This window comes from Microbacterium sp. LWO12-1.2, from assembly GCF_040675875.1.
In the GTDB taxonomy this organism is placed as follows: domain Bacteria; phylum Actinomycetota; class Actinomycetes; order Actinomycetales; family Microbacteriaceae; genus Microbacterium.
The window spans coordinates 2,613,660-2,635,141 of sequence record NZ_JBEGII010000001.1 but is presented as its reverse complement, the minus strand read 5'-3'; the positions used below and the strand labels follow the sequence as shown (position 1 = coordinate 2,635,141).

Below are 21,482 nucleotides of genomic sequence, written 5' to 3'. Positions count from 1 at the left end.
GTGGATAACCATCGGGAAGAGGTCTCCCGTATGCGGGAGCGGACGGAGCGGGTCCGTGAGGGGGCCAGGGCGCGTGCGCGCTGTCCGTACGCGCGGGTGGGCGCGGAGGCGGGTGAAGGAGAGCCCGGAAAACCGGGCGACACGCCCGGCAGGCGGGCGGGATTTGCCCGATCCCCGGGATCCGCGTAACTTATTACTTGTTCGCCCCACAGGGAAGCGGAGAGGCCGAGAGCTTCACCCCCCTCAAGCGGAGAACCACCCCCACTCGATCAGCTCCTCGGAGAAGATCGCAGACACACTTCTGTCTGACCTGGGGCATCCACACCGGATCAGCTGCCAGTTTGACAGCGAGGCCGGAACGGATAAGCTAGTGAAGTTGCCTCGGAGGCCTTGAGCCCCGAGCTGCAGATCTGGTTCTGAGCCTTCCGGCGTGTCGATTTGACAGCCTGGAAGACACGGATAAGATAGAGAAGTTGCCCTTCGGGCCTGGTTGTGATGACTGGGTCGTGGGAGCATCCGATCCTTGAGAACTCAACAGCGTGCACTTGTCAAATGCCAAATTATCCTCGTCTAGCTTCGGCTGGGTGAGAATTCCTTTGGATCAAAGACCAATCCCTTCCGGGGGGTTGGCAATGGATGAAGTCAGCAATGAATTTGTCTCTTTGGTCAGCATCAAACTCGCTGCGTCACCGTTTTCCCGGTGGGGTATGCATTTCTTTTTTACGGAGAGTTTGATCCTGGCTCAGGATGAACGCTGGCGGCGTGCTTAACACATGCAAGTCGAACGGTGAACACGGAGCTTGCTCTGTGGGATCAGTGGCGAACGGGTGAGTAACACGTGAGCAACCTGCCCCTGACTCTGGGATAAGCGCTGGAAACGGCGTCTAATACTGGATATGTGACGTGACCGCATGGTCTGCGTCTGGAAAGAATTTCGGTTGGGGATGGGCTCGCGGCCTATCAGCTTGTTGGTGAGGTAATGGCTCACCAAGGCGTCGACGGGTAGCCGGCCTGAGAGGGTGACCGGCCACACTGGGACTGAGACACGGCCCAGACTCCTACGGGAGGCAGCAGTGGGGAATATTGCACAATGGGCGCAAGCCTGATGCAGCAACGCCGCGTGAGGGATGACGGCCTTCGGGTTGTAAACCTCTTTTAGCAGGGAAGAAGCGAAAGTGACGGTACCTGCAGAAAAAGCGCCGGCTAACTACGTGCCAGCAGCCGCGGTAATACGTAGGGCGCAAGCGTTATCCGGAATTATTGGGCGTAAAGAGCTCGTAGGCGGTTTGTCGCGTCTGCTGTGAAATCCGGAGGCTCAACCTCCGGCCTGCAGTGGGTACGGGCAGACTAGAGTGCGGTAGGGGAGATTGGAATTCCTGGTGTAGCGGTGGAATGCGCAGATATCAGGAGGAACACCGATGGCGAAGGCAGATCTCTGGGCCGTAACTGACGCTGAGGAGCGAAAGGGTGGGGAGCAAACAGGCTTAGATACCCTGGTAGTCCACCCCGTAAACGTTGGGAACTAGTTGTGGGGTCCATTCCACGGATTCCGTGACGCAGCTAACGCATTAAGTTCCCCGCCTGGGGAGTACGGCCGCAAGGCTAAAACTCAAAGGAATTGACGGGGACCCGCACAAGCGGCGGAGCATGCGGATTAATTCGATGCAACGCGAAGAACCTTACCAAGGCTTGACATATACGAGAACGGGCCAGAAATGGTCAACTCTTTGGACACTCGTAAACAGGTGGTGCATGGTTGTCGTCAGCTCGTGTCGTGAGATGTTGGGTTAAGTCCCGCAACGAGCGCAACCCTCGTTCTATGTTGCCAGCACGTAATGGTGGGAACTCATGGGATACTGCCGGGGTCAACTCGGAGGAAGGTGGGGATGACGTCAAATCATCATGCCCCTTATGTCTTGGGCTTCACGCATGCTACAATGGCCGGTACAAAGGGCTGCAATACCGCGAGGTGGAGCGAATCCCAAAAAGCCGGTCCCAGTTCGGATTGAGGTCTGCAACTCGACCTCATGAAGTCGGAGTCGCTAGTAATCGCAGATCAGCAACGCTGCGGTGAATACGTTCCCGGGTCTTGTACACACCGCCCGTCAAGTCATGAAAGTCGGTAACACCTGAAGCCGGTGGCCTAACCCTTGTGGAGGGAGCCGTCGAAGGTGGGATCGGTAATTAGGACTAAGTCGTAACAAGGTAGCCGTACCGGAAGGTGCGGCTGGATCACCTCCTTTCTAAGGAGCATCTGACTCTTCGGAGTCCAGAACCCAGATCGAAGGCATACGTTCTTCGCTGGGAGCTCATGGGTGGAACATTTGACATGGCATCGAGATCTGATCTCGGAACTAGTACGCCGCTTGCGGTTGGAAGGTTCTGGGTGAGGGGGTCGGTGTCTGCACGCTGTTGGGTCCTGAGGGACCGGATGCGGATCTTTCGGGATTCGAGTCTGTACCTCTGGACCTCTTCTGGTTTCTGGGCTTTTGTCTGGGTGCTGGTTGGGGTACCGCCCGTACTTTGAGAACTACACAGTGGACGCGAGCATCTTGCAACAGCCTTCGGGTTGTTGCACAAGATGATCTTAAAGATCATTAGTCAATTTCATGCCGGACCTTTCGGGGTCTGGTGTCGATTCTGATTCAAACTCATGTGATTTCAAGTCTTTAAGAGCAAACGGTGGATGCCTTGGCATCTGGAGCCGAAGAAGGACGTAGCAATCTGCGATAAGCCTCGGGGAACTGATAAGCAAGTTTTGATCCGAGGGTGTCCGAATGGGGAAACCCCGCTGGGCGGCGTGCCGACCTAGTGACTCCCGCCTGAATATATAGGGCGGGTAGAGGGAACGTGGGGAAGTGAAACATCTCAGTACCCACAGGAAGAGAAAGCAACCGCGATTCCGTTAGTAGTGGCGAGCGAAACCGGAACAGGCTAAACCTAGCGTGTGTGATAGCCGGCAGGCGTTGCACGTTGGGGGTTGTGGGACTTTTCAGTCATCTCTGCCGAGATGGCGGCGTTACAAGAAGGTATAGACGAACGGTCTTGAAAGGCCGGTCATAGAGGGTGCCAACCCCGTAGTCGAAATGCCTCTCTTGGCGCGAAGAGTATCCCAAGTAGCACGGGGCCCGTGAAATCCCGTGTGAATCTGTCAGGACCACCTGATAAGCCTAAATACTCCCAGATGACCGATAGCGGACAAGTACCGTGAGGGAAAGGTGAAAAGTACCCCGGGAGGGGAGTGAAATAGTACCTGAAACCGTTTGCTTACAAACCGTTGGAGCCTCCTTAGTAGGGGTGACAGCGTGCCTTTTGAAGAATGAGCCTGCGAGTTAGCGATATGTGGCGAGGTTAACCCGTGTGGGGTAGCCGTAGCGAAAGCGAGTCTGAATAGGGCGATTCAGTCGCATGTCCTAGACCCGAAGCGAAGTGATCTATCCATGGCCAGGTTGAAGCGACGGTAAGACGTCGTGGAGGACCGAACCCACTTAGGTTGAAAACTGAGGGGATGAGCTGTGGATAGGGGTGAAAGGCCAATCAAACTTCGTGATAGCTGGTTCTCTCCGAAATGCATTTAGGTGCAGCGTTGCGTGTTTCTTGCCGGAGGTAGAGCTACTGGATGGCCGATGGGCCCTACAAGGTTACTGACGTCAGCCAAACTCCGAATGCCGGTAAGTGAGAGCGCAGCAGTGAGACTGTGGGGGATAAGCTTCATAGTCGAGAGGGAAACAACCCAGACCACCAACTAAGGTCCCAAAGCGCGTGCTAAGTGGGAAAGGATGTGGAGTTGCTTTGACAACCAGGAGGTTGGCTTAGAAGCAGCCACCCTTGAAAGAGTGCGTAATAGCTCACTGGTCAAGTGATTCCGCGCCGACAATGTAACGGGGCTCAAGCACGCCACCGAAGTTGTGGCATTGATATTTTTGGTAGGCCTTCGTGGTCCAGCCGTATTGATGGGTAGGAGAGCGTCGTGTGGCCAGCGAAGCGGCGGTGTAAACCAGCCGTGGAGGCTACACGAGTGAGAATGCAGGCATGAGTAGCGAATGACGTGTGAGAAACACGTCCTCCGAAAGACCAAGGGTTCCAGGGTCAAGCTAATCTTCCCTGGGTAAGTCGGGACCTAAGGCGAGGCCGACAGGCGTAGTCGATGGACAACGGGTTGATATTCCCGTACCGGCGAAGAACCGCCCAAGCTAATCCAGTAGTGCTAAGTGTCTGAATCCCAGTGACTGATCCCTTCGGGGTGACGCTCTGGGCCTAGCGCACGACCCCATTCTGGTGCGGTTAGCGTATTAACAGGTGTGACGCAGGAAGGTAGCCCAAGCCAGGCGATGGTTGTCCTGGTGCAAGTGCGTAGGCCGAGAGATAGGCAAATCCGTCTCTCACATAGGCTGAGACACGATGCGGATAAAAAGTGGGTGATCCTATGCTGCCAAGAAAAGCATCGACGCGAGGTTCTAGCCGCCCGTACCCCAAACCGACTCAGGTGGTCAGGTAGAGAATACCAAGGAGATCGAGAGAATCGTGGTTAAGGAACTCGGCAAAATGCCCCCGTAACTTCGGGAGAAGGGGGGCCTTCGGCGTATAGGGATTTACTCCCGAAAGCGTTTGGAGGCCGCAGAGACTAGTGGGTAGCGACTGTTTACTAAAAACACAGGTCCGTGCCAAGTCGCAAGACGATGTATACGGACTGACGCCTGCCCGGTGCTGGAAGGTTAAGAGGACCGGTTAGCCGCAAGGCGAAGCTGAGAATTTAAGCCCCAGTAAACGGCGGTGGTAACTATAACCATCCTAAGGTAGCGAAATTCCTTGTCGGGTAAGTTCCGACCTGCACGAATGGCGTAACGACTTCCCAACTGTCTCAACCGCGAACTCGGCGAAATTGCATTACGAGTAAAGATGCTCGTTACGCGCAGCAGGACGGAAAGACCCCGTGACCTTTACTACAGCTTGGTATTGGTGTTCGGTGTGGCTTGTGTAGGATAGGTGGGAGACTTTGAAGCATGGACGCCAGTTCGTGTGGAGTCATTGTTGAAATACCACTCTGGTCACTCTGGATATCTAACTTCGAACCGTAATCCGGTTCAGGGACAGTGCCTGGTGGGTAGTTTAACTGGGGCGGTTGCCTCCCAAAAAGTAACGGAGGCGCCCAAAGGTTCCCTCAACCTGGTTGGCAATCAGGTGTCGAGTGTAAGTGCACAAGGGAGCTTGACTGTGAGACTGACAGGTCGAGCAGGGACGAAAGTCGGGACTAGTGATCCGGCAGTGGCTTGTGGAAGCGCTGTCGCTCAACGGATAAAAGGTACCTCGGGGATAACAGGCTGATCTTGCCCAAGAGTCCATATCGACGGCATGGTTTGGCACCTCGATGTCGGCTCGTCGCATCCTGGGGCTGGAGTAGGTCCCAAGGGTTGGGCTGTTCGCCCATTAAAGCGGTACGCGAGCTGGGTTTAGAACGTCGTGAGACAGTTCGGTCCCTATCCGCTGCGCGCGTAGGAAATTTGAGAGGATCTGACCCTAGTACGAGAGGACCGGGTTGGACGAACCTCTGGTGTGTCAGTTGTTCCGCCAGGAGCACCGCTGATTAGCTACGTTCGGGATGGATAACCGCTGAAAGCATCTAAGCGGGAAGCCGGCCTCAAGATGAGATTTCCATACCTTCGGGTGAGAGGCTCCCAGCCAGACTACTGGGTTGATAGGCCAGATGTGGAAGTGCAGCAATGCATGCAGCTGACTGGTACTAATAAGCCGATGACTTGATAACACACCGTTTGTTGGTGCTACGCGTCCACTGAGTGGTTCTCGATGTACGGTCGAGAACCGCATAACAACAATGACTTTGTTATGTGTTTGATTGAAACATCAATAGTGTTTCGGCGGCCATAGCGTGAGGGAAACGCCCGGTTACATTCCGAACCCGGAAGCTAAGCCTCACAGCGCCGATGGTACTGCAGGGGGGACCCTGTGGGAGAGTAGGACACCGCCGGACTTCTTTTAAGCAAATGGCCACCCATCGATGGGTGGCCATTTCGCGTTAGCGCAGAAGTGCAACGAAACAGCAGAAGAGCCATCCCTTGCGGGGTGGCTTTTCTGCGTTAAGGCGACGTGCAAGGACAGGGGGCGACGATCAGCGTTTCACGCGCGACTCCAGCACCCTTGCGGTCTCGATCACGGCATCCGCGAGTTCCCGTTCCTCGAGCCCTTCGCCGCCCCACGTGACCGCGACTGCGGCGGCCGGCCACCCGGCGTGATCGCGCACGACGGCCCCGACCGACCGCAGACCGTCTGCCACCTCGCTGTCTTCGACCGCGTAGCCGCGTGCGCGCACCTCACGCAGCAGTTCCCGCAGTTCGGTGGGGCGCCGAGGGCCAAGCCCGGTGCGGTCGGGGAAGGCCGAGGCGCTTGGATACAGCGCGCGCACCTGCTCGCGGGGGAGGGCGGCGAGCATTGCCCGACCGCTCGCCGTGAGGTGTGCAGGAAGGCGTACACCGACGTCCGTCACGAGGGCGGGACGGCGGGGTGCGCGCTCTTCGACGATGTAGAGCACGTCGCCACCGCTCATCACGGCGAGGTGCGCGCTCTCACCGAGGCGGTCGGACAGGGCGGCGATCAACGGCCTCCCGAGCCGTGCCAGTGGTTGCTGGCGGGTGTAGCCGCCGGCGAGCTCGAAGGCCGAGGTGCCGAGTCCCCACCGCTGGTCCTCACGGAAGTGCAGCACGAAGCCGTGGGCCGACAGCGTGGTGAGCAGGTGGTAGACCGTGGAGCGCGGCAGGTCGAGTTCGCGAGCGATCGCGGATGCCGCCACCGGCGCCGGACGCCCTGCCAGGTAGCTGAGGATGCGCAGTGTGTTCTCGGCCGCCGGCACCTGAGGCTCGGCTGTACGAGACGTGGGCGCCTTGTCTGGGATCACAGACACAGGATGTCATGATCCGCTGTCGCCGTCGACACCGCGGGTGTGGAATCAGAACATGACTGATCTTGCCCCTGTTCTCGTCGGTGCGGCGCCCCTCGCGCCCGCAGATGTCGTCGCCGTCGCACGACTGGGTGCGCCGGTCGTCATCGATCCCGCAGCTCTCGTCCGCGTCGCCGAGACCCGCAGCGTGATCGACGGCCTCGCCGCAGATCCTCATCCGCACTATGGAGTCTCCACCGGGTTCGGCGCGCTCGCGACCACGTTCATCGCTCCGGACCGTCGCCTGCAGCTGCAGGCCAGCCTGATCCGTTCGCACGCGGCCGGCACCGGTCCGGAGATCGAGCGCGAGGTCACGCGCGGGCTGCAGCTGCTGCGCCTGCAGACCCTCACCTCTGGTCGCACCGGGGTGCGGCCTGTCGTCGTCGAGACCTACGCCGCGATGCTCAACTCCGGCATCACCCCGATCGTGCGCGAGTACGGCTCGCTCGGATGCTCCGGCGACCTCGCCCCTCTCGCCCACATCGCACTCGCGGCGATGGGTGAAGGGGATGTCCGCGTGCTTCGACAGGCTCAGCAGCCCAGCTCCGCGGCTCAGCAACCCAGCTCCGAGGTGATACCCGCCGCTGACGCGCTGGCGGCCGCCGGCATCGAGCCGCTCACCCTCGTCGAGAAGGAGGGCCTCGCCCTCATCAACGGCACCGACGGGATGCTCGGCACGCTGGTGCTCGCGTTGCACGACCTGGAGGAGCTGCTCCTCACCGCAGACATCGCCGCGGCCATGTCGATCGAGTCGCAGCTCGGCACCGACGCCGTGTTCGCCGCCGATCTGATGGCCCTGCGCCCGCAGACCGGGCAGACGGAATCAGCCGCGAACCTGCGCGCGTTCCTCGGCGACTCCCCGATGGTGGCGAGCCACAAGGGAGCGGATGACGGACGCGTGCAGGATGCGTACTCGCTGCGCTGCTCGCCGCAGGTGCACGGCGCCGCGCGCGACACCATGGCCCATGCCGCCATGATCGCCGGACGCGAGCTCGCGAGTGTGATCGACAACCCGGTGATCACCCTCGACGGCCGCATCGAGTCCAATGGCAACTTCCACGGCGCGCCCGTCGCCGCGGTGCTCGACTTCCTCGCCATCTCGGTGGCGGATGTCGCCTCGGTCTCCGAGCGCCGCACGGACCGCGCCCTCGACCCCGCGCGCAGCCACGGACTACCGCCGTTCCTGGCCGATGAGGTAGGCGTCGACTCCGGGCTCATGATCGCGCAGTACGCCTCCGCCGGCATCGTCTCGGAGCTCAAGCGCCTCGCCGTGCCGGCATCCGTCGACTCGATCCCGTCGTCGGCGATGCAGGAGGACCACGTCTCGATGGGGTGGGCGGCTGCCCGCAAGCTCCGCCGCGCGATCGACGGACTGGGTCGCGTGCTGGCGATCGAGATCCTCACCGGCGCACGCGCCCTCGATCTGCGCGCACCGCTGGAGGCCGGTCCCGCCACCGGCGCCGTGCGCGACCTCGTCCGTACCGTGGCCGCCGGCCCTGGCCCTGACCGCTTCCTCTCACCCGAGATGGAAGCCGTCGCCGTACTCGTCCAGTCGGGCGCCGTCGCCCGCATCGCAAAGGAGCACACTCATGGTTGAATCCGCCGCAGTTGAGTCCCCCGCATCCGGTCCCCGCGTCGTCCGTGCAGCCCGAGGCAACCAGCGCACAGCCAAGAGCTGGGGTGCCGAGGCCGCCAAGCGCATGCTCATGAACAACCTCGACCCCGAAGTCGCCGAGCACCCCGAAGACCTGGTCGTCTACGGCGGTACCGGGAAGGCGGCGCGCAGCTGGGAGGCCTACGACGCGATCGTGCGCACGCTCGACGAGCTCGAGCCGGACGAGACGCTGCTCGTGCAGTCCGGCAAGCCGGTCGGAGTGTTCCGCACCCACGAGTGGGCGCCGCGCGTGCTGATCGCCAACTCGAACCTCGTCGGCGACTGGGCGACATGGCCGGAGTTCCGCAAGCTCGAAGAGCTCGGACTCATCATGTACGGGCAGATGACCGCCGGCTCCTGGATCTACATCGGCACCCAGGGCATCCTGCAGGGCACGTACGAGACGTTCGCCGCGGTGGCGCGCTCGCTCGGACGTGACTCCCTGCGCGGCACCCTCACCCTCACCGGTGGGGCCGGCGGCATGGGCGGCGCGCAGCCGCTGGCAGTGACCCTCAACGACGGGGCGGTGCTGATCGTCGACGTCGACGAGTCGCGCCTGGCGCGTCGCGTGGAGCACGGCTACCTCGACGAGTACACGACCGACCTCGACGCGGCCGTGGCCCGCGTGATCGCTGCCAAGGATGCCGGTGAGGCGCTCTCGGTGGGCGTCGTCGGCAACGCCGCCGAGGTCTTCCCCGAGCTGCTGCGCCGTGGCGTGCCCATCGACGTCGTGACCGACCAGACCAGTGCGCACGACCCGCTCGCGTATCTCCCGGTCGGCATCACCGTCGCGGACTGGAAAGCCGAGGCGGAGCGCGACCCTGAGGAGTTCACCCGCCGGGCACGCGAGTCGATGGCCGCGCACGTCGCAGCGATGGTGGCCTTCCAGGATGCCGGAGCCGCAGTGTTCGACTACGGCAACTCGATCCGTCGCGAGGCGGAGCTGGGCGGCTTCGCGCGGGCCTTCGAGTTCCCCGGCTTCGTGCCGGCGTACATCCGTCCGCAGTTCGAGGAGGGGCGTGGGCCGTTCCGGTGGGCCGCGCTGTCGGGCGACCCCGAGGACATCTACAAGACCGACCGTGCGATCGCCGAGCTGTTCCCCGAAGACGCCGCGCTGCACCGCTGGCTGGAGAAGGCGGGCGAGAAGGTGCACTTCGAGGGGCTGCCCGCGCGCATCTGCTGGCTCGGCTACAAGGAGCGTCACCTCGCCGGCCTCAAGTTCAACGAGATGGTGGCGTCGGGCGAGCTGTCGGCGCCGATCGTGATCGGTCGCGACCATCTGGACTCCGGCTCCGTTGCCTCGCCGTACCGTGAGACCGAGGCCATGAAGGACGGCTCCGACGCGATCGCCGACTGGCCGCTGCTGAACGCACTGCTGAACACGTCGTCCGGTGCGTCGTGGGTCTCGCTGCACCACGGTGGCGGCGTCGGGATCGGCCGCTCGATCCACGCGGGTCAGGTCACGGTCGCCGACGGCACCGCGCTCGCGGCGGAGAAGCTCGAGCGCGTGCTCACGAACGACCCCGGTACTGGCGTCATGCGCCACGTCGATGCCGGATATGAGCACGCCCGTGAGGTCGCGCGTGACCGCGGCCTCAAGATCCCGATGCTCTGACACACTCGACACAGCGGCGAGGGGTCAAGACACGCCGCAGCATCCGCTCCGGACAGGGCGTGTCTTGACCCCTCAACAGGAGGAAACGCCATGACCACGCTCATCACGAACATCGGCGAGCTGACGACCAACGTCCGCGGTGACGGCGACCCGTGCGGGACCCTGCGCGATGCAGCCGTGCTGATCGACGGCGGGCGCATCGCCTGGGTCGGCGCCGCGGCGGACGCCCCGGCGGCGGACGAGGTGGTGGACGCCGGCGGTGCAGCCATGATCCCCGGGTTCGTCGACAGCCACAGCCACCTGGTGTTCGGCGGCGACCGTGCGGCGGAGTTCGAGGCGCGCATGGCGGGGCAGAAGTACGCCGCCGGCGGCATCCGTTCCACCGTCGCCGCGACGCGGGCCGCGAGCGACGATGAGCTGCGCGCGCGACTGCGCGGTTTCCTCGACGAGATGCTCGCGCAGGGCACCACGACCGTCGAGATCAAGAGCGGCTACGGTCTGAGCGTCGTCGATGAGGAACGGCTCGTGCGCCTGGCCGCCGAGGTCACGCCCGAGGTCACCTTCCTCGGCGCGCACGTGGTGCCGGCTGAGTACGCCGACCGCCCCGATGACTATGTCGACCTGGTGACGGGACCGATGCTCGACGCCTGCGCCCCGCACTCCCGGTGGATCGACGTGTTCTGCGAGACCGGCGCCTTCACGGTGCCGCAGTCTCGGCGGGTGCTCGAGGCGGGGATCGCCCGCGGCCTCGCTCCGCGCGTGCATGCCAGCCAGCTCGGACCCGGCGAGGGCGTGCAGCTCGCGGTCGAGCTCGGCGCGGCCTCGATCGATCACGGCACCTACCTGACCGACGATGACATCGCGGCGCTCGCCGCCTCCGACACCGTGCTGACGCTGCTGCCCGGGGTCGAGTTCTCGACGCGTCAGCCGTATCCCGATGCACGCCGGTTGGTCGATGCCGGCGTCACGGTGGCGCTGGCGTGCGACACGAACCCGGGGTCGAGCTTCACGTCATCCATGCCGTTCTGCATCGCGATCGCGGTACGCGACATGGGGATGACGCCGGCCGAAGCTGTGTGGGCGGCGACTGCGGGCGGGGCCAGGGCGCTCCGCCGCGACGATGTGGGCGTGATCGCCCCGGGAGCCCGTGCCGACCTGGTGCTGCTGGATGCGCCGACGCGCATCCACCTCGCCTACCGGCCGGGAGTTCCGCTCGTGCGCACGGTCTGGAAGGACGGCGTCGCCGTCGGCTGACCGGCGCTCACTCGTTCGTGGCGGAGAGCAGATCGCGCAGCCGCGATGCTGGATCCCCGCCCAGCGTGAGGAAGCGGGTGCCCCCGGAATCCTCGCGCTCATCGGCGAGGTCGAGGAGCGCCGCATCCATCGCCTCGCGCAAGGCGGGGTCCTCGTCGACGGGGACCCGGATGGGGTGCCGGTCGTCCAAGGGCAGGATCACCACCAGGTCGACATCGGTCAACGAGGCATCGGCGATGGTCGTCGCGCGGGCGATGAGCTCGCCGTCGCTGCGCCCCAACTGCTCCAATGCGGTCAGGTAGGCGACGAAGTCAAGAGGTCCGCGCTCGGAGATCACGGCGGGTTCCCCCGCCGTCTCGCGCACACGCGACGCCGTCACCCGCAGCTGCGCGGCGAAACTCGCCTCCCCTGAGGGGTCGTCGAGGTCGAGGTCCTCGAACGGATCGCCGAGGGCGAGGTACTCCGGACGCCGCGCGACGAAGTCCGCGATGAGGGTGCTCTTGCCGCTCCCGTGCGTGCCCGAGACGACGATCCTCATGACCGCGCGGCCTGTCCGGCCAGGAGTTCCAGCACGCAGAGTGCCGCGAGGCGGATGGTGCGGGCATCGTCGGCGTCGGCGGTCGCGTCGACCTCGGCCAGGTCGGCGCTGACGAGGCGCGGATCGGAGGCCACGGCGCGGGTGAGCGTGCGCAGCTCCCACGCCTGCAGGCCGCCGGGCACGCTGGCCGGGCAGCCGGGAGCGACCGCGCGGTCGCACACGTCGACGTCGATGTCGAGATGAACGCGCGGGTCGGGGCCCGCGCCGGCGATCTCGAGGGCCTCGGCCACCACGTCGTCGATGCCGCGGCGTCGCAGTTCGTCGAGCGTGATCACGCGGATGCCCCAGTCCGCCGCGCGCTGGGCGTAGGCGGCGGAGTTGGCGAAGTCCGCGATGCCGATCTGCACGATGCGCGTCGGGTCGATGCGCGCGGTGTCGAGCCTCGAGGCCACCGGGACGTCTTCGACCAGGCGCCGCACGGGGGTGCCGTTGGAGACGCCGTCGCGCAGGTCGAAGTGCGCGTCGAAGGTGATGAGCCCGGTCGCCCGCGCGCCGAGTGCGACGGGGTAGGTGAGCGAATTGTCGCCGCCGAGTGCGATCACGAGCCCGGTCGCGGCCGAGAGCTCGCGCACCCGCTCGATGACCTCGGCCTCGCCCGCGTCTCCGTCCGGCTCGGCGATGTCGCCGGCGTCCGTGATGCGCAGGCGCTCGTTCACGTCGACGATCGGCGGACCCATCAGGGTGCTGCCGTAGCGGGGGAGCGCATCGCGGATCGCCGCGGGGGTCGCGTGTGCTCCGGTCGGCGAGAGCGAGGTGCGCCACGTGGGCACTCCCAGCAACACGGCGTCTGCCGCGCCGTCGAACGCGGGCCAGGCGCCGGCGCGCGGCCAGAGCGGATCGTGCGAGAGGGCCATGTCAGACTCCGGGGATCAAAGCGTGGGCGATGGTGAAGATCGCGAGGCCGGCGAGGGCACCCACGAACGTGCCGTTCAGGCGGATGTACTGCAGGTCGCGACCGACCATGAGCTCGATCTTCTCGGTCGTCTCTGCGGGGTCCCAGCGCTCGACGGTGTCGGTGATGATCGAGGCGATGTCGTGGCGGTAGCGGTCGACCAGGAAGACCGCCGCATCCGAGACCCAGGTGTCGACGCGGGTCTGCAGCGCGGCATCCGTGGTGAGACGCTCGCCCACCTCCTGGAGCGCCTGCACGGCCCGGCGGCGCAGACCGCTCTCGGGGTCGGCGAGGGCGGTGAGCAGGCCGTTCTTCGCGGTGTTCCACGCCTCCGCGGCGAGGGCTCCGACGCGGGGGCTGTCGAACAGCGACGCCTTCGCGTTCTCGAGCTTGGCGCGGGTGGCGGGGTCGTTCTGCAGGCTGTCTGCCAGACGTGCCAGGTATCCGTCGACCGCGAGCCGAGCGGGGTGGTGCGGATCGGCCTGCACGGCATGCACGAACTTCACGGCCTCGTTGTAGACCGTGTCGTCGACGAACCGGTGTGCGAGGCGCGGTACCCAGGAGGGCAGGCGGCGCGACACCAGTCCGCTGAACGACTCGGCGTTGGCCTCCAGCCACCGGGCGATGCTGTCGGCGGCGAGGTCGACCGCGCCGTGATGGGCATCGGCCTCCACGATCTTCTCCAGCCAGGCGCCGGCGGGCGGGCCCCACTCCGGGGTGACGAGGTGCTCGCGGGCGAGGTCGGAGATCAGGTCGCGCACATCGTCGTCGCTCAGGGCGTTCAGCACCGCGGTCGCGATGGTCGCGCCCTCGGCGCCGACACGTTCGGCGTGCGGGGTCTCGCGCAGCCACTCGCCGGCGCGCTGGGCGATCGCCGTGCTCGACAGCTTGGTGCGCACCACGTCGGCGGCCAGGAAGTTCGTCTCGACGAACTCACCGAGCGTGCGGCCGATCTCGTCCTTACGGTTCGGGATGATCGCGGTGTGCGGGATCGGGAGTCCGAGCGGACGGCGGAACAGCGCGGTGACGGCGAACCAGTCGGCCAGCGCGCCGACCATGCCACCCTCGGCCGCGGCGCGGACGTACGCCAGCCACGGCTGGCGCTCCTGGAACATGAACGCGATCACGAACGCGAGCGCCATGAAGATCAGGGCGCCGAGCGCCACCGCCTTCATGCGGCGCAGCGCGCGCAGTCGGACCTGGTCGGAGGGAGACAGCATCGCCATCGGTGTTCGCGGCATGTCGCCATCCTCGCACGGAGCCCGGCGGTTGCGGCCGGCGTCCGCGAGGCGGAGTCTCGTCGGCGAGACGTATACACAACTCAGGAGAGAAGGGAGTGGAGGGGCCTGTCGGCCGTTGTGTGCAGGATCTGTGGGCGCAGGTCCTGAGTTGTGGACGACGGAGGCGCCACCGATCCAGGTCGTGCTGCGCGGAGTACCCTCGGAGGGTGATCGAAGACATCAAGAAGCGCGCGCTGCACCGCACCAGCATCCTCGAGGGTCAGATGCGCGGCGTCGCGCGGATGATCGAGAACGAGGAGTACTGCATGGACATCATCACGCAGTCGCGTGCCATCCAGCGCTCCCTGGAATCCCTCAACCGCCTGCTGCTCGAGAACCATCTGCGCACGCACGTCACGCACATGTTCGACGAGGGCGGGGAGGAGCGGGACAAGGCGGTCCTCGAACTGCTCAAGGCCTTCGACTTCGATTCGAAGTAGCGCCCCGCCCCGCTCCTCGCGTCACTTCTCCGTGCCGAAGACCTCGCCCTCCATGGCGTCGTACCCCTCGGCCTGCGGGTCGCCGTGCGATCCGCCCGAGAGTGCGTACTCCTCTTCGGGGGAGAGCACGAGACGGTGGCGGAAGAACAGCGCGAACCCGAGCAGGATGACCACGTAGACGATCGCGATCGCGACGATCGCCGGTCCGAACGTCGGGTTGAGCAGGAAGCCCACGAAGATCAGCGCGGCGATCACCAGCGCGACGGCCGCACCGGGGATGCCCCACGGGCTGCGGTACGGGCGGTCGACGTTCGGGTACTTCTTGCGCAGGATCATGAACGAGATCAGCTGGAGGCCGTAGGCGAGCACGGCGCCCCAGACGGCGATGTTCAGCACGATCGCACCGGCGACGGTTCCGGCCCCCTCCGCATCGACCGCGGCGAGCACGTCGAGCACGATGAGGGCGACGAAGCCGATCGCGGCACCCACCACGAGGGCGACCCACGGAGTCTGGCGCTTGCCGGTCAGCGACAGGAAGCGCGGGTAGTAGCCGGCGCGCGACAGCGAGTACATGTTGCGGCCGTAGGCGAACATGATGCCCTGCAGCGACGCGAGCAGTCCGATCAGCGCGAACAGCGCGAGCACGGCGGCGAGCTGGTCTCCGACGATGGCGCGGAAGCCGTCGAGCAGTGGTTCTCCGGCCTTGCCGGTCGCGTCGGCGCCGATCACACCGGTGTTGAGGAACAGCACCAGGAGTCCGGTGACGATCAGCGTGCCACGCGCCCAGAACCCGGCCTTCGGGATGTCGCGCGTCGGGTTGTGCGACTCCTCTGCCGCGAGCGGCAGCTCCTCGATGCCGAGGAAGAACCACATGGCGAAGGGCAGCGCGAACAGGATCGGCAGCACGCCGTGCGGCAGGAACGTCGTCTGGCCCTCATCGGGGGCGATGTCCCACAGGGCATCCCAGCTGAACGCGCCGGAGAAGATGGCCATCACCGAGAACACCAGGATGATGCCGATCGAGATGATCGACACGACGATCGCGAAGCGGAACGAGATCGCCGCTCCCGCCGAGTTCAGGGCGATGAAGACGATGTAGAGGATGAGGTACCACGCCCATCCCGGCAGCTCGAGGCCGAGCAGCTCGCTCGTGATGCCGTTGGCATACGACGCCGAGAAGTAGACGATCACCGCCGTGGTCGCGACGTACTCGATGGTCTCGGCTGCTCCCGTCACCAGGCCGCCCCAGGGGCCCATCGCGGATCGGGCGAACGAGTACGCCCCGCCTGTGTGCGGCATCATGGCGGCCATCTCGCCGATCGCGAAGATCATGCCGTAGTACATGAGCACGAGGATCACGAAGGCGATCAGCATGCCGCCGAAGCCGGCGAATTCGATACCGAAGTTCCATCCGGAGAAGTCGCCGGAGATCACGGCGGCGACGGCGAGGCCCCACAGGCCCCATACTCCGGCCGATCGCTTGAGCGTCCGTTTCTCGAAGTACTCGTTGCCGGCGCGTGTATAGGTCGCTCCTGCAACCTTGCGGGCACCGCTGTTCTGTCCAGACATCCGTTCTCCGCTCGCTGAAGTACAGGCGCCGGGTGCACCTTGGGCATGATTGTGACATTCAATGGTGGTTTCGTCTACCTTTAAACGCGACAGTGATCTACTCTGATGGCGAAGCCGGTCGGTCGATCGCTTCACCACGACGACGGGAGCGAGAAGATGTCGGGAAACCTCAGCATCGAGCAGCTGGATGCCGGCATCGCCGCCGGCGAGATCGACACGGTGATCGTGGCCTTCGCCGATGCGCAGGGACGGCTGGTGGGCAAGAGGGTCTCCGCGCGCCTGTTCCAGGAGGACATCCTGCATCACGGCGCCGAGGCCTGCGACTACCTGCTGTCGGTCGATGTCGACATGAACACGGTCGACGGCTACGCGATGTCGGGATGGAACCGCGGCTACGGCGACATGGTGCTGCGCCCCGATGTCGCGACCCTGCGGCGGATGCCGTGGCTCGAGGGCAGCGTGCTGATCATGGCCGACCTGGTCTGGCAGAACGGCGAACCCGTCGGGCCTTCGCCGCGGGCCATCCTCGACCGGCAGCGCGACCGGCTCGCCGCACGCGGATGGACGGCGTTCTCGGGGACAGAGCTCGAGTTCATCGTGTTCGAGAACACCTACCGCGACGCCTGGGCGCGCAAGTACGAGGGGCTGACCCCGGCCACCGACTACAACGTCGACTACAACCTGCAGGCCTCGACACGCATGGAGCCGCTGCTGCGCGACATCCGCCTCGGGATGGACGGCGCGGGCCTCTACTGCGAAGGCGTGAAGGGCGAGTGCAACCTCGGCCAGCAGGAGATCGCGTTCCGCTACGCCGAGGTGCGCGAGACGGCCGATCAGCACGTGATCTACAAGAACGGGGCGAAGGAGATCGCCGCCCAGCACGGGCAGTCGCTCACCTTCATGGCGAAGTTCAACGAGCGCGAGGGCAACAGCTGCCACATCCACCTCTCGCTGCGGGCCGAAGACGGGACCCCGGTCATGGCGGGCGACGGCGAGCACGGGTTCAGCCCTGTGATGGAGCACTGGATCGCCGGCATCCTCGCCACCCTGCGCGAGTTCACGCTGCTGTATGCGCCCAACATCAACTCCTACAAGCGCTTCGCGAAGGGCAGCTTCGCCCCGACCGGCGTGGCCTGGGGCATCGACAACCGCACCTGCGCCCTGCGCGTGATCGGCAGCGGATCGGGGCTGCGCGTCGAGAACCGGGTGCCCGGCGGCGACGTGAATCCGTACATGGGCATCTCGGCGATCATCGCGGGCGGTCTGTACGGCATCGAGAACGAGCTGGCCCTGCCCGAGCGTTTCGAGGGCAACGCGTACGAGGCAGGCGTCGAGCACCTGCCGACGACCTTGCGCGAGGCGGCGCAGCTGTTCAGCTCGTCGCGCATCGCCAGAGAAGCGTTCGGCGACGACGTCGTCGACCACTATCTGAACCAGGCGCGCATCGAGCTGGAAGCCTACGATGCCGCCGTGACCGACTGGGAGCGCGTCCGTGGCTTCGAGAGGCTCTGAGACCGCGCCGCTGATCGGCGTCACCACCTACCTCGAGCGGGCGCAGCAGGGCGTCTGGGATGTGCGGGCCGCATTCCTGCCCGAGCAGTACCTGACCGGGGTGACCTCGGCCGGCGGCATCGCGCTGCTGCTGCCGCCGCAGGATCCCGACTCCGCGGATGCCGCGATCGCCGGGCTCGACGGGCTGATCCTGTCGGGCGGCGCGGATGTGGCGCCCGAGCTGTACGGAGCGGAGCGGCATCCGACGACCGACGCCGCCCGCGTCGACAGAGACGCGTGGGAGCTCGCACTGTTCCGTGCGGCGGAGCGCCGGCGCATCCCGGTGCTCGCGATCTGCCGCGGACTGCAGCTGGTCAACGTCGCGCGCGGCGGAACCCTGCAGCAGCACCTGCCGGAGTCTCTGGGCACCGAGCGCTATCGGATCGGCGGAGGCGTCTTCGCCGAGAACCAGGTCGCGGTCGCCCGAGACACCGCACTCGCCGCCGTGCTCGGAGAGGACTCGGTCTCGGTGCGCAGCTACCACCACCAGGGCATCGACCGGCTGGGCGAGGGGCTCGTCGCCGCCGCGCACTCGGATGACGGACTCGTGCAGGCCTTGGTCGACACCGAGGGCGGCAGTCACGTGGTCGGCATCCAATGGCACCCGGAGGAGGACGCCGAGGACCGTCGGCTCTTCGAGGATCTCGTCACACAGGCCCGTGCGTTCGCACGGCAGAAGGAAGGCACGTCATGAGCGCGTTCACGGTGATCAACCCGTCGACGGGAGCTTCCATCCGCGAGGTGGCCCGTGCGGGAGTGGCGGAGACGGATGCCGCGATCGCCAGGGCCGTCGCGGCACAGCGGCGCTGGGCGGCGCTCGCCCCGGTGGCGCGTGCCGATGCGCTGCGCTCGTTCGCGCGCACGGTCGAGGGTGCGGCGGAGGAACTCGCGCAGCTCGAGGTGCTCAACTCCGGGCATCCGATCGGGTCGGCGCGCTGGGAGGCCGGGCACGTCGCCCAGGTGCTCAACTACTACTCCGCCGACCCGGAGCGGCTGTCCGGCCGCCAGATCCCGGTGTCCGGCGGGCTCGATGTGACCTTCCACGACCCCTACGGTGTGGTGGGTGTGATCGTGCCGTGGAACTTCCCGATGACGATTGCCGCGTGGGCGTTCGCGCCGGCGCTCGCCGCGGGCAACGCGGTGGTGCTCAAGCCCGCAGAGCTGACGCCGTTGACGGCCATCCGGCTCGGAGAGCTCGCTCTCGAGGCAGGTCTGCCGGAGGGGCTGTTCGAGGTCGTCACCGGATCCGGCTCGGTCGTGGGCCAGCGCCTGGTGGATCACCCCGACGTGCGCAAGGTCGTCTTCACCGGCTCCACAGAGGTGGGCATCGAGGTCGCGGCCGGGTGCGCGCGGGCGCTGAAGCCCGTGACCCTGGAGCTCGGTGGCAAGAGCGCCAACATCGTGTTCGAGGATGCAGATCTCGAGCGGGCCGCCGCGGCGGTGCCAGGCTCCGTGTTCGACAACGCCGGTCAGGACTGCTGCGCCCGCAGCCGCCTGCTGGTGCAGCGCTCTGTCTACGACCGGTTCCTCGAGCTGCTGGAACCGGCGGTCGCCGCCTGGCGCGTCGGCGATCCGGCCTCCGATGACACCGATATGGGGCCGCTCATCTCTGCCGGTCATCGTGACACCGTCGCCGGCTTCCTCGACGGCGCCGACATCGCGTTCCGCGGCACGGCACCTCAGGGCGACGGCTTCTGGTTCGCGCCGGCCGTCGTGCTCGCGCAGCCGGGAGACCGGATCGCGCAGCAGGAGATCTTCGGTCCCGTCGTGGCCGTGATGCCGTTCGACGACGAGGCGGATGCGATCCGTCTCGCCAACGACACCATCTACGGTCTCGCGGGCTCGCTGTGGACCGAGAACCTCGGTCGCGCCGTGCGCGTGGCGCGCGGTGTGCGCAGCGGAGTGCTGTCGGTGAACTCGCACTCCTCGGTACGCTACGCGACCCCGTTCGGCGGGATGAAGGCCTCCGGCCTCGGGCGCGAGCTCGGACCTGACGCGGCCGAGCATTTCACCGAGACCAAGAACGTCTTCTTCGCCACCGACCCCCATTGATCCCCGACCCCCATTGATCCCCACTCGGAGGAACCCATGAGCATCGATCTGACCCAGCGACTGCGTGACAAGGTCGCCATCATCACCGGCGGGGCGAGCGGCATCGGCTTCGCGACCGCGCAGCGCTTCGCCGCCGAAGGCGCGTTCGTCGTGATCGCCGACGTAGATCCGACATCCGGCGAGGCAGCGGCGGCCCAGGTCGGCGGGGTGTTCCGCCCCGTCGACGTCGCCGACGAGGCCAAGGTGAACGCGCTGTTCGACGGCGTCGCCGCCGAGTTCGGACGTATCGACATCGCCTTCAACAACGCCGGCATCTCCCCGGCCGACGACGACTCGATCGAGACGACCGAGCTGCCCGCCTGGGACCGGGTGCAGGACGTGAACCTGAAGAGCGTGTACCTGTGCAGCAGGGCAGCGCTGCGCCACATGGTGCCCGCCGGTCGAGGCTCGATCATCAACACCGCCTCATTCGTGGCACTGCTCGGTTCGGCGACCTCGCAGATCAGCTACACCGCCTCGAAGGGCGGAGTGCTGGCCATGTCGCGCGAGCTCGGGGTGCAGTTCGCCCGGCAGGGTGTGCGGGTGAACGCGCTGTGCCCCGGACCGGTGAACACCCCGCTGCTGCAGGAGCTCTTCGCGAAGGACCCTGAACGTGCGCAGCGCCGCCTGGTGCACGTGCCGATGGGCCGCTTCGCGGAGCCGGAGGAGCTCGCCGCAGCCGTGGCCTTCCTCGCCTCGGACGACTCCTCGTTCATCACCGCGAGCGCCTTCGTCGTCGACGGCGGCATCACCAACGCCTACGTCACCCCGCTGTGAGATCCGCACACCTCGCTGTGACAAGGTGAAAGCATGAGCGAGCACCCCGCGGACGGCGACCTGGTCGAGGTCCGTCGCGCGGTCTATCGGCCGCTCCGTCGGGGCAACGCCCTCGAGGACACGGTGGCTCGCCTCGTGCAGACGATCCGTCTCGGAGTGGTGGCTCCGGGGGAGTCGCTGCCGCCGGAGCGCGAGCTCGCCGCCTCGTTCGAGGTGAGCCGCGACACCGTGCGCGAGGCGATCAAGGAGCTCGCCGACGCCGGCTACCTGATCGCACGGCGCGGCCGCTACGGCGGCACGTTCGTGGCTGATCCGCTGCCGCAGCCCGCGGAGGCGGCCGGGGTGACGGCGGCGGAACTGGACGACGTGCTCGGGCTCCGGCGTGTGCTCGAGACCGGCGCCGCGCGGGCTGCCGCGAGCCGCTCTCTGGATGCGGCGACCAGGGCGGACCTCTGGGCGCGCCACGAAGCCGCACTTCCGGCCGGGCCCGAGGAGTACCGCCGCCTGGACACGCTCTTCCATCTCGCGATCGCCGAGGCCGCCGGCATCCCGTCGCTGGTCGCGCTCGCCGCCGAGAACCGTGCCGACGTGAACGCCTGGCTCGACACCTTCCCCCTCATGCCCCGCAACATCCAGCACTCCGGCGAGCAGCACGAGCGCATCGTCACGGCGATCCTCGCCGGGCAGCCCGAGGCCGCCGACGACGCGATGCGCGACCACCTCGCAGGCTCCGAGGCGCTGCTCCGCGGCTTCCTGGTCTGAACCGACCAATCGGTAGCGCGTTCAGCGATCGGCAACGGATATCGTTG

Annotated in this window: 14 protein-coding genes and 3 rRNA genes; 12 read left to right on the top strand and 5 right to left on the bottom strand. The window is 65.8% G+C overall.

From position 1 onward, the window contains the following. The first annotated feature begins 719 nt into the window (after nucleotides 1-719). The 3 genes from MRBLWO12_RS12685 to rrf all read left to right on the top strand — a co-directional run bounded on the left by MRBLWO12_RS12685 (nucleotide 720) and on the right by rrf (nucleotide 5,989). Nucleotides 720-2,243, top strand: a 16S ribosomal RNA gene (locus MRBLWO12_RS12685). A 416-nt stretch (nucleotides 2,244-2,659) separates the two neighbouring features. After that, nucleotides 2,660-5,764 (top strand): 23S ribosomal RNA (locus tag MRBLWO12_RS12680). A 108-nt stretch (nucleotides 5,765-5,872) separates the two neighbouring features. Beyond that, nucleotides 5,873-5,989: ribosomal RNA gene (rrf, locus tag MRBLWO12_RS12675) — 5S ribosomal RNA — on the top strand. Together the 16S, 23S and 5S rRNA genes form the textbook arrangement of a ribosomal RNA operon. A gap of 138 nt (nucleotides 5,990-6,127) precedes the next feature. Here rrf and MRBLWO12_RS12670 read toward each other — a convergent pair. Beyond that, nucleotides 6,128-6,910 carry an IclR family transcriptional regulator gene (locus MRBLWO12_RS12670; RefSeq protein ID WP_363555968.1) on the bottom strand — a complete coding sequence of 261 codons (783 nt, stop codon included), beginning with the start codon at nucleotides 6,908-6,910 and terminating at the stop codon, nucleotides 6,128-6,130. A 58-nt stretch (nucleotides 6,911-6,968) separates the two neighbouring features. On the opposite strand from MRBLWO12_RS12670, the gene hutH reads away from it, so the two are divergent. The 3 genes from hutH to hutI all read left to right on the top strand — a co-directional run bounded on the left by hutH (nucleotide 6,969) and on the right by hutI (nucleotide 11,475). Next, nucleotides 6,969-8,549 (top strand): histidine ammonia-lyase, encoded by a 1,581-nt coding sequence (gene hutH, locus MRBLWO12_RS12665; protein WP_363555966.1) that lies wholly within the window; start codon nucleotides 6,969-6,971, stop codon nucleotides 8,547-8,549. Next, a complete protein-coding gene (gene hutU / locus MRBLWO12_RS12660; protein ID WP_363555964.1) occupies nucleotides 8,542-10,221 on the top strand; it encodes a urocanate hydratase in 1,680 nt (559 codons plus the stop codon). Before hutH ends, hutU begins: the two co-directional genes overlap by 8 nt. A gap of 90 nt (nucleotides 10,222-10,311) precedes the next feature. Beyond that, on the top strand, nucleotides 10,312-11,475 hold the full coding sequence (gene hutI / locus MRBLWO12_RS12655) for an imidazolonepropionase (RefSeq protein ID WP_363555962.1): 1,164 nt from the start codon (nucleotides 10,312-10,314) through the stop codon (nucleotides 11,473-11,475). Nucleotides 11,476-11,482: 7 nt separating this feature from the next. Here the strand turns inward: hutI and MRBLWO12_RS12650 are convergent, their stop codons facing one another. The 3 genes from MRBLWO12_RS12650 to MRBLWO12_RS12640 are packed head-to-tail and all read right to left on the bottom strand — an operon-like array spanning nucleotide 11,483 to nucleotide 14,206. Further along, nucleotides 11,483-12,013 (bottom strand): AAA family ATPase, encoded by a 531-nt coding sequence (locus MRBLWO12_RS12650; RefSeq protein ID WP_363555960.1) that lies wholly within the window; start codon nucleotides 12,011-12,013, stop codon nucleotides 11,483-11,485. Next, entirely contained in the window at nucleotides 12,010-12,927 is a 918-nt protein-coding gene (locus tag MRBLWO12_RS12645; protein ID WP_363555958.1) for an arginase family protein, read from the bottom strand. The genes MRBLWO12_RS12650 and MRBLWO12_RS12645 overlap by 4 nt, the downstream gene beginning before the upstream one ends. Nucleotide 12,928: 1 nt before the next feature. After that, the gene (locus MRBLWO12_RS12640; RefSeq protein ID WP_363555956.1) at nucleotides 12,929-14,206 is read right to left on the bottom strand and encodes a DUF445 domain-containing protein; all 1,278 of its coding nucleotides are present in this window, start codon (nucleotides 14,204-14,206) and stop codon (nucleotides 12,929-12,931) included. Between the two features lie 206 nt (nucleotides 14,207-14,412). Between MRBLWO12_RS12640 and MRBLWO12_RS12635 the strand changes: the two genes are divergently transcribed. Then, nucleotides 14,413-14,685 (top strand): metal-sensitive transcriptional regulator, encoded by a 273-nt coding sequence (locus MRBLWO12_RS12635; protein ID WP_363555954.1) that lies wholly within the window; start codon nucleotides 14,413-14,415, stop codon nucleotides 14,683-14,685. A 21-nt stretch (nucleotides 14,686-14,706) separates the two neighbouring features. Here the strand turns inward: MRBLWO12_RS12635 and MRBLWO12_RS12630 are convergent, their stop codons facing one another. After that, entirely contained in the window at nucleotides 14,707-16,254 is a 1,548-nt protein-coding gene (locus tag MRBLWO12_RS12630) for an amino acid permease (protein WP_363555952.1), read from the bottom strand. A 105-nt stretch (nucleotides 16,255-16,359) separates the two neighbouring features. Between MRBLWO12_RS12630 and MRBLWO12_RS12625 the strand changes: the two genes are divergently transcribed. From MRBLWO12_RS12625 to MRBLWO12_RS12605, 5 genes are read left to right on the top strand one after another with little or no spacing between them, the layout of a single operon-like run. After that, nucleotides 16,360-17,766 carry a glutamine synthetase family protein gene (locus MRBLWO12_RS12625; RefSeq protein WP_363555950.1) on the top strand — a complete coding sequence of 469 codons (1,407 nt, stop codon included), beginning with the start codon at nucleotides 16,360-16,362 and terminating at the stop codon, nucleotides 17,764-17,766. After that, a complete protein-coding gene (locus MRBLWO12_RS12620; RefSeq protein WP_363555948.1) occupies nucleotides 17,747-18,499 on the top strand; it encodes a gamma-glutamyl-gamma-aminobutyrate hydrolase family protein in 753 nt (250 codons plus the stop codon). Before MRBLWO12_RS12625 ends, MRBLWO12_RS12620 begins: the two co-directional genes overlap by 20 nt. After that, nucleotides 18,496-19,857, top strand: a complete 1,362-nt coding sequence (locus MRBLWO12_RS12615) for an aldehyde dehydrogenase family protein (protein WP_363555946.1) — start codon at nucleotides 18,496-18,498, stop codon at nucleotides 19,855-19,857. Before MRBLWO12_RS12620 ends, MRBLWO12_RS12615 begins: the two co-directional genes overlap by 4 nt. 36 nt (nucleotides 19,858-19,893) lie before the next feature. Then, the gene (locus MRBLWO12_RS12610; RefSeq protein WP_141870705.1) at nucleotides 19,894-20,673 is read left to right on the top strand and encodes a 3-oxoacyl-ACP reductase; all 780 of its coding nucleotides are present in this window, start codon (nucleotides 19,894-19,896) and stop codon (nucleotides 20,671-20,673) included. Nucleotides 20,674-20,706: 33 nt separating this feature from the next. Further along, nucleotides 20,707-21,435: a FadR/GntR family transcriptional regulator gene (locus tag MRBLWO12_RS12605; RefSeq protein ID WP_363555944.1), complete on the top strand. Its 729-nt coding sequence runs from the start codon at nucleotides 20,707-20,709 to the stop codon at nucleotides 21,433-21,435. Nucleotides 21,436-21,482 lie beyond the last annotated feature (47 nt).